Origin of the sequence: Burkholderia sp. LMU1-1-1.1 (assembly GCF_040675865.1) — a bacterium.
In the GTDB taxonomy this organism is placed as follows: Bacteria; Pseudomonadota; Gammaproteobacteria; order Burkholderiales; family Burkholderiaceae_D; genus Rugamonas.
In genome coordinates this window covers 125,679-138,129 of sequence record NZ_JBEGHG010000023.1, presented here as the reverse complement: position 1 = coordinate 138,129, position 12,451 = coordinate 125,679, and the positions used below count along the sequence as shown (strand labels likewise).

General features: G+C 64.6%; 13 protein-coding genes. 8 read left to right on the top strand and 5 right to left on the bottom strand.

Annotated features, from left to right (window positions below):
• Positions 1–114 precede the first annotated feature (114 nt).
• A complete protein-coding gene (locus MRBLMU1_RS18975; RefSeq protein ID WP_363504131.1) occupies positions 115–816 on the bottom strand; it encodes a pirin family protein in 702 nt (233 codons plus the stop codon).
• Between the two features lie 173 nt (positions 817–989).
• Between MRBLMU1_RS18975 and MRBLMU1_RS18970 the strand changes: the two genes are divergently transcribed.
• From MRBLMU1_RS18970 to MRBLMU1_RS18945, 6 genes are all read left to right on the top strand, one after another.
• Positions 990–1,922 carry a LysR family transcriptional regulator gene (locus MRBLMU1_RS18970; RefSeq protein ID WP_363504129.1) on the top strand — a complete coding sequence of 311 codons (933 nt, stop codon included), beginning with the start codon at positions 990–992 and terminating at the stop codon, positions 1,920–1,922.
• A 113-nt stretch (positions 1,923–2,035) separates the two neighbouring features.
• Entirely contained in the window at positions 2,036–3,046 is a 1,011-nt protein-coding gene (locus tag MRBLMU1_RS18965; protein WP_363504127.1) for an EAL and HDOD domain-containing protein, read from the top strand.
• Positions 3,039–5,198: a putative bifunctional diguanylate cyclase/phosphodiesterase gene (locus MRBLMU1_RS18960; protein WP_363504125.1), complete on the top strand. Its 2,160-nt coding sequence runs from the start codon at positions 3,039–3,041 to the stop codon at positions 5,196–5,198. The genes MRBLMU1_RS18965 and MRBLMU1_RS18960 overlap by 8 nt, the downstream gene beginning before the upstream one ends.
• Positions 5,199–5,321: 123 nt before the next feature.
• A complete protein-coding gene (locus MRBLMU1_RS18955) occupies positions 5,322–5,903 on the top strand; it encodes a BPSL1445 family SYLF domain-containing lipoprotein (RefSeq protein WP_315214749.1) in 582 nt (193 codons plus the stop codon).
• Positions 5,904–6,150: 247 nt separating this feature from the next.
• Complete coding sequence (locus MRBLMU1_RS18950) at positions 6,151–6,516, top strand: glutaredoxin (protein WP_363504123.1); 366 nt, start codon at positions 6,151–6,153, stop codon at positions 6,514–6,516.
• A complete protein-coding gene (locus MRBLMU1_RS18945; protein ID WP_363504121.1) occupies positions 6,516–6,917 on the top strand; it encodes a PPC domain-containing DNA-binding protein in 402 nt (133 codons plus the stop codon). Before MRBLMU1_RS18950 ends, MRBLMU1_RS18945 begins: the two co-directional genes overlap by 1 nt.
• Here MRBLMU1_RS18945 and MRBLMU1_RS18940 read toward each other — a convergent pair.
• From MRBLMU1_RS18940 to MRBLMU1_RS18930, 3 genes are all read right to left on the bottom strand, one after another.
• Positions 6,914–7,213 carry a protealysin inhibitor emfourin gene (locus tag MRBLMU1_RS18940; RefSeq protein ID WP_363504119.1) on the bottom strand — a complete coding sequence of 100 codons (300 nt, stop codon included), beginning with the start codon at positions 7,211–7,213 and terminating at the stop codon, positions 6,914–6,916. The two genes, MRBLMU1_RS18945 and MRBLMU1_RS18940, sit on opposite strands and share 4 nt — an antisense overlap.
• Before the next feature lie 17 nt (positions 7,214–7,230).
• Positions 7,231–8,262 (bottom strand): M4 family metallopeptidase, encoded by a 1,032-nt coding sequence (locus MRBLMU1_RS18935; protein ID WP_363504117.1) that lies wholly within the window; start codon positions 8,260–8,262, stop codon positions 7,231–7,233.
• Positions 8,263–8,350: 88 nt separating this feature from the next.
• Entirely contained in the window at positions 8,351–8,560 is a 210-nt protein-coding gene (locus MRBLMU1_RS18930; protein WP_315214762.1) for a DUF3820 family protein, read from the bottom strand.
• Positions 8,561–8,754: 194 nt separating this feature from the next.
• Between MRBLMU1_RS18930 and MRBLMU1_RS18925 the strand changes: the two genes are divergently transcribed.
• A complete protein-coding gene (locus MRBLMU1_RS18925) occupies positions 8,755–9,966 on the top strand; it encodes an MFS transporter (protein ID WP_363504115.1) in 1,212 nt (403 codons plus the stop codon).
• Positions 9,967–10,117: 151 nt separating this feature from the next.
• Positions 10,118–11,752 (top strand): ATP-binding domain-containing protein, encoded by a 1,635-nt coding sequence (locus MRBLMU1_RS18920; protein WP_363504113.1) that lies wholly within the window; start codon positions 10,118–10,120, stop codon positions 11,750–11,752.
• A 12-nt stretch (positions 11,753–11,764) separates the two neighbouring features.
• Here MRBLMU1_RS18920 and MRBLMU1_RS18915 read toward each other — a convergent pair whose 3' ends face one another.
• Complete coding sequence (locus MRBLMU1_RS18915; protein WP_363504111.1) at positions 11,765–12,319, bottom strand: sugar O-acetyltransferase; 555 nt, start codon at positions 12,317–12,319, stop codon at positions 11,765–11,767.
• Positions 12,320–12,451 lie beyond the last annotated feature (132 nt).

The window sequence follows — 12,451 nt, the reverse complement described above, 5'->3', positions numbered from 1 at the left end:
ATGATGTAATAAGTAAAAAAGGCGCGCCGGGCTGTTCGAACAGACCCGGCGCGCCCTTCATCATACCAAAACTGGCGAAAAATTATTTTAGGCCAGCCTTTCCCATGGGAAGGGTCAGTTAGGCAAGTCAAACACCAGCACCTCGGCGTCGGTCGCCTGTTCCAGGGTGACCAGGTTTTCCTCGGTGATCTTCAGCGCGTCGCCGCCTTTGAGCGCGGTACCGTTGACGGTCACGTCGCCCCGGATCACATGGACGTAGGCGATGCGGCCTTTGCCCAGCTCGTGCTTCAGGTTGTCGCCGGCGCCCATGATCGTCGCAAAGATCGCCGCATCCTGATGCACCAGCACCGAGCCTTCGCGGCCGTCGTTCGAAGCGATCAGGCGCAGCCGGCCTTGTTTGCTTTCCGGCGTGAAGTGCTTTTCCTCGTAGCTCGGAGGAATGCCGGTCTGGCCGGGCTGGATCCAGATCTGCAGGAAGTGCACCCGGTCTTTTTGCGAACCGTTGAACTCGCTGTGACGCACGCCGGTGCCGGCGCTCATGCGCTGGACGTCCCCGTAGTGCAGCACCGAACCGGTACCCATGCTGTCCTTATGCTCGAGCGCGCCGCTCAACACGTAGGAGATGATCTCCATGTCGCGGTGGCCGTGGGTGCCGAAGCCCTGGCCGGCTTCGACCTGGTCTTCGTTGATCACCAGCAGCGGGCCGAAACCGACGTGTTTTGGATCATGGTAGCTGCCGAACGAGAAGCTGTGGCGGGAATTCAACCAGCCGTGATTTGCCAGACCGCGTTCTTCACTTTTACGAATTTGCAACATGATGAGCTCCGTTTCTTCGATTGTTTTCAAGGTTGTTTTCAGCCGATGTGCGATAATTTTGAAGGCTGATTCGCTGTTTCTTCAGTCATCGCCGCATCCATGAATCACAGTATAGACCTCGGATTCCGGATTAAAAAACGGAAAATTTACCCCTCTACTATCGAAAAAATCGAATGCTCAGATTAAGCCTCGAAGCGCTGCAAATCGTCGACGCCATCGACCGTCGCGGATCGTTCTCGGCCGCCGGCAAGGAGTTGCACCGCGTACCGTCGACCATCTCCTATACCGTTGGCAAGCTGGAGGACGACCTGGGCGTCCAGGTGTTCGAGCGCAACGGCCCGCGCGTGGTCCTGACGGCGGCCGGCGTCGAACTGCTGAAGGAAGGGCGCTACCTGCTCAGGGCGGCGCAGGATCTGGAACACCGGGTGCGGCGCGTGGCGTCCGGCTGGGAGACCGAACTGGCGGTCGGCATGGATTCGATGTTCTCACCCTGCATGTTCCTGGAAGACATCAACGCCTTCTACGAGGTCGCGCAGCAGACCCGGTTGCGCGTGGTGAAGGAGACGCTGTCCGGCGCCTGGGAAGCGCTACTGGACCGCCGCGCCGACCTGCTGGTGGGCGTGGCCGGCGACGGCCCGGCCGGCGGCGGCTATGTCTCCGAGCCGATCGGCAAGGTCGAGTTTGTCTTCGCGGTGGCGCCGTCGCACCCGCTGGCGGCCGTCGACGGCCGGCTCGACCGTGTGCATTTACAGCAATACCGCGCGGTCAGCGTGTCCGATTCGGCGCGCCAGCTGGCGCCGCGCACCGTCGGCCTGCTGCTGGGGCAAGATACCTTGACCGTGCCGGACATGAAGACCAAGCTGCAGTTCCAGCTGGCCGGCACCGGTTTCGGCTTCCTGCCGGAGCCGTGCGCGCGCGCCGCCATCGACGCCGGGCTGCTGGTGGAAAAACAGGTGGAGGAACCGAAACCGGCCGAAACCTTCTACCTGGCCTGGCGCAGCGGCGAGCACGGCGCCGCGCTGAATTGGTGGATCGACCGCATGCGCCAGCCGGGGCTGTTCGAGCGGCTGTTGAGCCATTTACCCCACCATACGCAATCCGTTTGACGCAGAACAGGAAAGCGGCGGGCGAAAGCGCCGCCCGGCTTGACAATGTTGACCGACGCCAACAGTTTCGGAGTACCATAGCAGGATAACTGACTGTTTTTGCTGGATCATTTATGACCGCCCTGATTGCCATCCCGCCCGTTTTCCTGCATCCGCTGGCCGACCGCAACGGTCACCCCGGCGCGCTGCTGTTCGACGCCGGCGTTCTCGACCAGCACGATCAGCTCGATCAGCCCCCCGCGCTGCCGGAGGCCATCGTCGCGGTGCTGCGCGACGTGGCGGGCGGCAGCATGAGCTGCTTTTACCGCGCCGGCCTGACCGAGGCCCTCGGCCGATTGCTGGACCAGGCGGGCTGGAAAAAGCTGCCCGCCGAGAAGCTGCACCGCGCCGACGCCGAGCTCGTTAGCACCTTGCCGTCCACCGTGGCCTGGATCGAGGGCGAATGGTTCCTGGCGCCGCCGTCCAAACCGGTGGGCAGCCAGGTCGCCTCGCGCGCGCTGGCGCTGCAACTGGTGCAACTGGTGTCGGCCGACGCCGACACCCACGAGATCGAAGCGCTGCTGCGCCAGGACCCGACCTTGTCGTACCACCTGCTGCGGCTGGTGAACTCGCTGGGCATGGGCGCCGGCCGCCGCGTCACCAGTTTTTCGCAGGCGATCCTGATCCTGGGCCGCGCGCAGCTGCGGCGCTGGCTCAACCTGATGCTGTTCTCGTCGCGCGAGGGCGACCAGCGCTCGCCGATGCTGCTGGCGCGGGTGGCGGTGCGGGCGCGGGCGATGGAATTGCTGTCGCGCGACGCCGGCCTGGGCAAGGCGCAGCAGGAGCAAGCCTTCATGGTGGGCATGTTCTCGCTGCTGGGCGTGCTGTTCGGCCTGTCGCTGCCCGAGGTGCTCAAGCCGTTGACGATGAGCGAGGCGGTGCAGCAGGCGCTGCTGGCGCACGAGGGCGAGCTCGGCGAGCTGCTCGGCGCGGTCGAGGCGGCCGAGCGCGACGACCACGCCGCGCTGGCCGAACGGCTGCAAGCGCTGCAGATCGACATGGACGATTTCAACCAGGTCGCCGCCGACGCCTATCTGTGGATGCAGACGGTGGCGTCCGGCAAGGCGGGTAAACCCCATGCTTGACGCGATCGAGCGTTGTCTGGCGCTGAGCCAGCGGGCCCGCGGCGAGCAGGGCGAGGCGCTGGCGCTCACGCTCGCCAGCCTCGACGCCGCGCTGGCCGAAACGCGCGCGGCGATGGCGCCGTCGGTCGACGCCGACGACCACGCGGTGCTGGAACTGGACCTGACCGGCTACCTGACGGCCTGGAGTCCCGGCGCGGCGCAGATGTTCGGCTATAGCGCCGACGAGGCGCTGGGCCAGCACGTGCTGTTCCTGTACGCCGAGAACGATGACGACGGCAACATCGCCGAACTGTATTTCGACGCCGGCGGCGAGGCCGGCGCCACCGCCGAGGTGCGCCGCCGCAAGAAAAACGGCGAGATCATCTGGGTCAAGATGCACATCTTCCTGCGCCACGACGACAGCGGCGAGCCGGTCGGCATGCTGGTGCGGCTGGCGCAGGTGGACGAGGCGCTGTCGGCGGCCGACAAGATCAATCTGCACGCGCGCATCATCGAGGACAGCGACCAGGGCGTGCTGATCACCGACGCCCACGAGCGCATCGTCTCGATCAACTCCTCGTTCACGCGCATCACCGGCTACACGCCGGAAGAGTCGATCGGCAAGACGCCGGACCTGCTGCGCTCGGGCGTGCACGACGCCGAGTTCCGCGCCAAGGTGCGCGCGGCGATGCGCGGCGCCGGGCCGTGGCGCGGCGAGATCATCGGCAAACGCAAGAACGGCGAGCTGTTCCCGCAGTCGGTGACGATCAGCGTGGTGCGCGACAACCAGGGCAAGATCAGCCACACGTTCTCGCTGTTCTCCGACATCAGCGAGCACAAGGACGCGCAGGCGCGCATGCAGCGCATGGCCAACTACGACCCGCTGACCGGCCTGCCCAACCTGTGCCTGCTGACGCAGCTGGTCGGCCAGGCGCTCACCGAGAACCGCCGATCGCAGGAGCACGGCGCCATGCTGGTGGTCGAGATCACCCGCGTCGGCGCCATCAGCGACACGCTCGGCAGCGACATCGGCAACGAGCTGCTGTGCGAGATCGGCCGCATGTTCCGCGCCGTGCTGCGCGAGGCGGACGTGCTGGCGCGGCTCGACGGCCACAAGTTCGCCGTCGCGCTGCTGCACATCGAAAAACGCGAACACGCCGCCATCGTCGCGCAAAAGCTGCTATCGGTGCTGGCCGCACCGATCCAGATCGCCGCCCACAGCCTGCAGGTGGGCGCGCACATCGGCATCACCGTCTACACCGAGGACGCCGCCGACGTGCCGACCCTGATCCGCTACGCCGACGTCGCCATGAACAAGGCGGCGCAGAACATCGAGGCCGACTTCCTGTTCTACAGCGAGGAGATGAACCAGCGCGCCAAGGAGCATTTGCGGCTCGAGAGCGAGCTGCGCCAGGCGCTCGTCAACGACGAGCTGCTGCTGTACTACCAGCCGAAGGTGAGCCTGCGCAGCGGCCGCATCGTCGGCGCCGAGGCGCTGCTGCGCTGGCGCCATCCGGTGCGCGGGCTGGTTTCGCCGGGCGTGTTCATCCCGGTGGCCGAGGAGAGCGGGCTGATACTCGACCTGGGCACCTGGGTGCTGGAGCAGGCCTGCCGCCAGATCCGCGATTGGCGCGAGGACAACCTGATCATGCCGCCGGTCGCCGTCAACCTGTCGGCGCGGCAGTTCGACAGCCAACTGCCGCAGCGCATCGCGGCGGTGCTCGAGCGCTACGGCGTGCAGCCGGACCAGATCAACCTGGAAATCACCGAGAGCCTGCTGGTGCGCGGCACCGACAACGTCATCGCCATCATGAACGAACTGGTGGCGATGGGCATGTCGCTGGCGCTGGACGACTTCGGCACCGGCTATTCGAGCCTGGCCTACCTGAAGAAATTCCCGATCAGCACCCTGAAGATCGACCGCTCGTTCGTGGTGGGGCTGCCGTATGAGGAAAACGATTGCGCCATCGCGCGCGCGATCGTGACGATGGCGCAGCAATTGCGCCAGGAGATCGTCGCCGAGGGTGTGGAGACGGTCGAGCAGATGAGTTTCCTGCGCGAGCTGGGCTGCGACCAGCTGCAGGGCTACCTGTTCAGCCAGCCGGTGCCGGCGGTGGACTTCGCCGCGATGTTGCGCGAAGGCAAGCGATTGGCCTTCGGCACGCGGGTTTAGCCGGGGTAGGGCCCCTTGTCGCGCACCTGAGACAAGGCGAGTTGGCACGTTTTCAATAAAGGTGCCAAAATCGGACTGCTATTTTGGCAAGCTGGCTCACTCGATATTCCTCAGGAGACTTCTATGCAAAAACGTACATTTCTGATGCGCGCCACGGCCGCCGTCGCTTTCGCCGGTCTGGCCCTGGGTGGCTGCACCACCACCACCACCGACGCCAAGTCCGATCCGGCCGCCGTCAAGACGGAGATCGAGCGCGGCTCCTACGACACCTTGGAGCGGCTGTACAAGGAGGTCAAGGGATCGCGCGAGCTGGTGCGTAAGGCCAATGGCGTGCTGGTGTTCCCGCGCGTGCTGGCGGCGGGTCTGGTCGTGGGTGGCGAATATGGCCGTGGCGTGCTGCGCACGGGAGGGCAGACGGCCGACTATTACAGCATGACGTCGGTGTCGGTCGGCTTCCAGGCCGGCGCGCAATCGAAGGCGGTGGTGCTGCTGTTCATGACGCGGGAGGCGCTGGATAAATTCCGCAATAGCAAAGGCTGGACGGCCGGTGTGGATGGTTCGGTGGCGTTGTTGAAAGTCGGCGCCAATGGCGAGATCGACACCACCACCGCCACGGGGCCGGTGCAGGCGCTGGTGCTGACCAACGCCGGCCTGATGGCCAACCTGAATCTGGAAGGCACCAAGATCAGCAAGCTGGCGCTGTAAAAGCGATTCGCTGACGGAACCTTGCTGCAACCACGGATCCACGTAGGGCGGATTAGCGAAGCGTAATCGGCCATGCATGCGTTATCGGCGGCGCATGCATGGCCGATTACGGCGTGCCGCCTAATCCGCCCTACGTGTTTTAGATGTTATTTGCGCGACAGGCCCCCGCGCGGTGTCGCGCGGAAAAGGCTGGCTCTTCGCGCCCGTTACGGCTACGCTTGCGGTTTTCATGATCACGAGGAACACGATGAGCCGCAACATCCTGGACGAAGCCCACATCCACCCCGCCATCCGCGAACGCATCAGCGACTACCGCCGCGACCTGGTCGCCGAAGTCCAGGCCGCCATCGCCGCCAACAAGGTCGTGGTGGTCGGCATGGGACTCAATCCCTTCCCCCGCAAAGCCCGTCAAATCCTCGACGCCAACGGCACGCCCTACAAGTACCTCAGCTACGGCAACTACTTCTCCGAATGGCGCCCCCGCACGGCGTTGAAGATGTGGACCGGCTGGCCGACCTTCCCGATGATCTTCGTAAAGGGCGTACTGATCGGCGGCGCCACCGATCTGCAACGGCTCATCAAAAACGGCGAGTTCGCCACCATGGTGGCGTGATGCTGACCTTGCCGCTACGTCTGCAGCCCGGCGACGACGTGCGCGGCGCGGTGGTGGCCGCCTTGCTGGCCAGCGGCCACCAGGCCGGCTTCGTGCTGCAAGGTATCGGCAGCCTGAGCGTGGCGCAACTGCGCTATGCGGGGCAGCCGCAAGCGACCGCGCTGCACGGCGATCTGGAAATCCTGACCCTGGCCGGCTCGATCGCGCCGGACGGTGCCCATCTGCATATGTCGGTGTCCGACGCGCGCGGTCAGGTGTTCGGCGGCCACGTCGGTCCCGGCTGTGTGGTGCGCACCACGGCCGAATTGCTGCTGGCCCTGCTGCCGGAGCGGCGCTTCGCGCGCGAACACGACCCGCTCACCGGCTATCCGGAACTGCGCATCGACTCAATCCCCGACTAGTCCGGGTCGACCTCGTCGTTGATCTTCTCGGTCAACGCCCGCAACTGCTCCGGCACCGCGTCCAGATGGTAGCGCACGGTATGGGCCTGCTGGCCCTCGTCGACCTCCAGATCGTACTGGAAGTCCCAGGATTTCGGCTCGCTCTTGACCAGCTTTTCCGGCAGCGCGAAAAAGTCGCAGGCCTGCACCAGCTGCTGCATTTGCTCGGCCTGCTCACGGGGCAGCCGCGCCAGGTCGATGGTGCGCGTCTGCGCCCCGGCCGGTCCGGCGAAGCCGCCTGTGCATCGCAATGTCATACGCATCATGCTTCCTTTCAAATCACACCGACCAGCTTCCACGCGGCCTGCACCGCGTGTTGTTCCTTCGAATCGGCGCCATATAGCAGCTCGGCGGACTGCATGGTCGCCCTGGCCATGTCGGAGAAGGTGGCGTTGGATGTCAGCAAGGACAGCGACTTGTACCAGATCGGCCCCGCCTTGTCCCAGGAATTGCCGTTGAGCGCGATGCAGGCCGCGTAGAAGGCGTGGTTGGGAATGCCCGAGTTGGTATGGACGTCGCCGTCCTCGATATAACCGGCCATCGTCTTGGGTTGGTCATCGCCGGACCACGTAAGTTCCTTGTTGCCGGGATCGGCCATCGAGCGCAGGGCCTTGCCGACGGTCGGCCCCATGATGCCGGCGCCGATCAGCCAGTCGGCCTGGGCGCTGCTCTGCTTGAGTTTCCACTGCTTGACCATGCTGCCGAACACGTCGGAGATGGACTCGTTGAGCGCGCCGCTCTGGTCGTCGTAGACCAGGCCGCCGGGCACGGCGTTCTGCGTCAGGCCGTGGGTCAGTTCGTGGGCGATGACGTCGATGGCGCTGGTAAAGCCCAGGAACAGCTTGCCGTCGCCGTCGCCGTAGACCATTTGCTGGCCGTTCCAGAACGCGTTGTTGAAATTCTTCTGATAATGGACGGTCGAATCGAGCCGCACGCCCTTGTCGTCGATCGAATTGCGCTTCAACACCTCGAACAGAAAATCGTAGGTGGCTCCGGCGCCGTCGTAGGCCTGATTCACGGACACATCGTTGCTGGCCTTGGCGCCTTCGCCGCGCACCAGCTTGCCGGGCAAGGTGGACTTGTTCTTGGCGTCGTAGACGGTGCGGCGCTTCTCGCCGGTCGCGGTGATGCCGAAGGCGGCGGTCGTCGGCGTCGCCACCGACCGCTGGCCGCGCAAATGTGCCGACAGTTCGGCCTGGTCCAGGAGCAGACAGCGTTCGTGCTCATCGGTCGTCTCATCGGCCAGCAGGCGCAGCATTTTCGATGAAATGATGAAGCAAGTGCAGCGATACGGGTGGTGCGCCATGGGCGATCTCCTCTGTTAGCGATAAGTGACTTTATACACGGAATCCAAATTGTCCGATGTCACGTACTGCAACCGAAAAGTGCCGATTTCACCGCCGCAGCGGATCGAGCAGGGCACGCAAATCGTTATGATCGAGCTCGTACATCAACGCGATCAGCGCCCCGAGTTCGCCGGACGGAAAGCCCTCGCGCGCGAACCAGCCGAGGTAATGGCCGGGCAGATCGGCGATCTTGCGCCCCTTATATTTACCGTAAGGCATTTCGCGCGTCAGCAGCAACGCGAGTTTTTCTGAGTTCATGTCGTGGTGGCTGGAAGAAGTCGGCAGCCCGCCATCATAAATCACTCCGGGGTCAGGTCCACCATTTCTACACGAGCTGAAGCTCTGCGGACCTATATTTGCTTCGCAAGCAAATATGTTCTACCCGTTAGGGTCTTTTTCTCAGCAACGAAAGTCCGGATACTGCATGACATCAACTTTTCAGGAGTGAAGTCATGCCACTTGCCTTGCTGGCGCTGACCATCAGCGCGTTCGCCATCGGTACCACCGAATTTGTCATCGTCGGCTTGTTGCCGACCATCGCCGCCGATCTGGGCGTGAACCTGCCGTCGGCCGGCCTGCTGGTCAGCCTGTACGCGCTGGGCGTCGCCGTCGGCGCGCCGGTGCTGACCGCGCTGACCGGCAAGCTGCCGCGCAAGACGCTGCTGGTGTCGCTGATGGTGTTGTTCACCGCCGGCAACCTGCTGGCCTGGAAGGCGCCCAGCTACGAATCGCTGGTGATCGCCCGCATCCTGACCGGCCTGGCGCACGGCGTGTTCTTCTCGATCGGCTCGACCATCGCCACCTCGCTGGTGCCGAAGGAGAAGGCCGCCAGCGCGATCGCCATCATGTTCACCGGCCTGACCGTCGCGCTGGTGACCGGCGTGCCGCTCGGCACCTTCATCGGCCAGCACTTCGGCTGGCGCGAGACTTTCCTGGCTGTCTCGGCGCTGGGTGTGATCGCCTTCATCGGCAGCCTGCTGTTCGTGCCGTCGACGATCCAGCACAGCAAGCCTGCCTCGCTGCTGCAACAGGTCAAGGTGCTGGGCGAGCCGCGCCTGCTGCTGGTGTACGCGATGACCGCCGTCGGCTATGGCGGCACCTTCATCGCCTTCACCTATCTGGCGCCGATACTGCAAGAGATTTCCGGCTTCAGCGCCGGCGCGGTCGGGCTGGTGATGCTGGTGTACGGCGTATCGGTCGCCGTGGGCAACATCTGGGGCGGCAAGCTGGCCGATACACGCGGACCGATCGGCGCGCTCAAGATCATTTTCCTGGGCCTGGCCGCCGTGCTGCTGGTGGTCACGTTCGTGGCGCCGTTCAAGTGGCTGATGCTGGCGACAGTGCTGGTGTGGGGTGCCTTCGCCTTCGGTAACGTTGCTGGATTGCAGGTGTATGTGGTGCAGCAGGCCGAGCACTTCACGCCGCGCGCGGTGGACGTCGCCTCGGGCCTGAACATCGCCGCCTTCAATCTCGGCATCGCAGGCGGCGCCTGGGGTGGTGGTTTGATCGTCGAACACGCCGGCCTGGTGCACACCGGCTGGATCGGCGCGCTGGTGGTGCTGGGCGCGTTCGGCCTGACGGCGCTCAGTGGCCGCCTCGACCGGCTAAACCCGCGCCAGCAGGTGGCGGGAGAAGCCAAGCGCGTCCGCGTCGCCGCCCACTAGTAGTTGTGGCAACCCGGGGTCAGGTCCACCATTTCTACACGACCTCTGCCCTTGGAGGCCTTAGCGCTGAGCTTGTGTAGAATTGGCGGACCTGACCCCGGATCTGCCTTACAATGTTTTTTCACATTAATGGCAGACCCGCCCACACTTCATGGCTCATCTTCATCCTACCGGCTGGCAAGAGATGGCCGTCACCGGCACCGCCGCCCGCGAGATCGAGACGCTGACGTATCTCGAATCCACCCTCGCCAGCGTTCCCTATCGCATCTATCACGGCGTCCACTGGACCAACGTCGAGAACGGCTTCTCGGCGTTCGGCGAGATCGATTTCGTTATCGTCGCGCCCAGCGGGCGGATGCTGCTGATCGAGCAGAAGTCTGGCTTCCTTAACGAGACCGAGGAGGGCCTGGTCCGCAACTACGAGGGCAAGCCGCGCAAGGTGGCCAACCACATCATGCGTTCGATCAAGGGTTTGACCGAACGCTTCGGCAGTGAGTTGTCCATCGACTACCTGCTGTACTGCCCGGACTACATCGTGCGCAATCCGCACCTCGCGGGCATCGATCCGCGCCACATCATCGACGCTACCAGCAAGGACCGCCTGGCACAGGTGGTGCGCGAAATCCTGCCCGTCACCGATCCCAAGCCCGGCGAACAATTCGACAAGGTCACGCGCTTCCTCGGCAATATGCTGAGCCTGCGCCCCGATCCCAGTTCGATGATCGGCAATGCCGCGCAGATGGTCGCGCGGCTGTCCGGCGGTCTGGCGACCTGGGCGCGGCGGCTGGAATTCACGCCGTTCCGCCTGCACGTGGTCGGCACCGCCGGCAGCGGCAAGACCCAGCTGGCGCTGGCCGAATACGCCGCCGCCATCGATGCCGGCCTGTCGCCGCTGTACGTGTGCTACAACCGGCCGCTGGCCGACCATATCGAGCGCCTGGTGCCGCCCGGCGGCAAGGTCGCCAGTTTCCACATGCTCAGCGATGCCTTCATGCGTGCCCAGGACCAGGTGCCCGAGTACGGCGCGCCCGGCGTGTGGGAGGAGATCGAGGCCAAGATGACGGTCTCGCCGCTACCCGCCGAGTGGCGCTACGATGTGGTGATCGTCGACGAGGGCCAGGATTTTTCGCCGGCCTGGCGCGACATCCTGCTGCGCATGCTCAAGGACGACGGCCGGGCGATCTGGCTCGAGGACCCGAACCAGAACCTGTACGGCCGCGAGATGGTGCCGCTGCCGGGCTGGGTCACGCTGCGTTCGGACACCAACTACCGCAGCCCGCGCCAGATCGTCGCCATGCTGGCCTCGATCGGCGCGACCACCTCGCCGGTGGAGGCGGGCAGCCCCTTCAAGGGCGCCGATATCGAGGAATTGATGTATCCCGAGGGCGATACCGAGGCGATGCTGGCGCAAACCCGCAAGGCCGTCACCTTGTGCCTGGGCGCGGGATTCGCGCGCCACGATATCGCCATCGCCTCGTTCCGCGGGCGCGAAAAGTCCGCCATCCTCAACCTGGACAAGCTGAGCGACGTCCACACGCTGAAGTCGTTCACGGGCGAGTACGACCTGTTCGGCAATCCGCAATACCGGGAAGGGGGCTTGCTGGCGGAGTCCGTCTACCGCTTCAAGGGCCAGTCGGCCCCGGCGGTCATTTTCACCGAGATCGACTTCGCCGAAATCGACGAGCGCGTGCTGCGCAAGCTGTTCGTGGGCATGACGCGCGCCAGGCTGAAGCTGGTGCTGGTGCTCAGCGAGCGCGCCGAACAGCAGTTGCTCGACCGGATGTGATCCGGCCCGCGCTCAAGCGGAGCGGGGACGCGCCGGATTACCCATCACCGTCACGCCCGGCGCCACGTCGCGCGTGACCACGCTGCCGGCGCCGATCAGCGCGTCGTCGCCGATGGTCACGCCCGGCATGATGAGCGCGCCCGCGCCTATCCACACGTTGCGTCCGATGCGGATCGGACGCCCGAACTCCAGCCCTTGTGCCCGCAACGCTGGATCGCGCGGGTGGTCGGCGGTGAGGATTTGCACGCCCGGGCCGATCTGGGTCATGTCGCCGATCTCGACTTGCACCACGTCCAGGATCACGCAGTTAAAGTTCAAAAACACTCCATTGCCGACCTTGATGTTGTAGCCGTAGTCGAAATGGAAGGGCGGGCGGATGACCACGCCTTCGCCGACGCCGCCGAGGCGCTCAACCAGCAGCTGGCGGTGCTGATCGGGCGTCAGGCCAACGCTGCGGTTGTAGCGTTCCATCCAGTCGCGCGCGCCCGCTTGATCGGCTTGAATCTCGGCATCGGCGGCGTTGTAGAACTCGCCTGCCAGCATTTTCTGTTTTTGCGTCTGTTCCAATTGAGTATCCTTTATGCATAAACGTGCATGAACGTGCACTAACGTGGATTGCGACAATACGCCGATCCCATGCGTATTGCAACCGGTTTACGCGTGGTCGCCCCGTTGAGCGGCGACGACTGTCGATTGTTT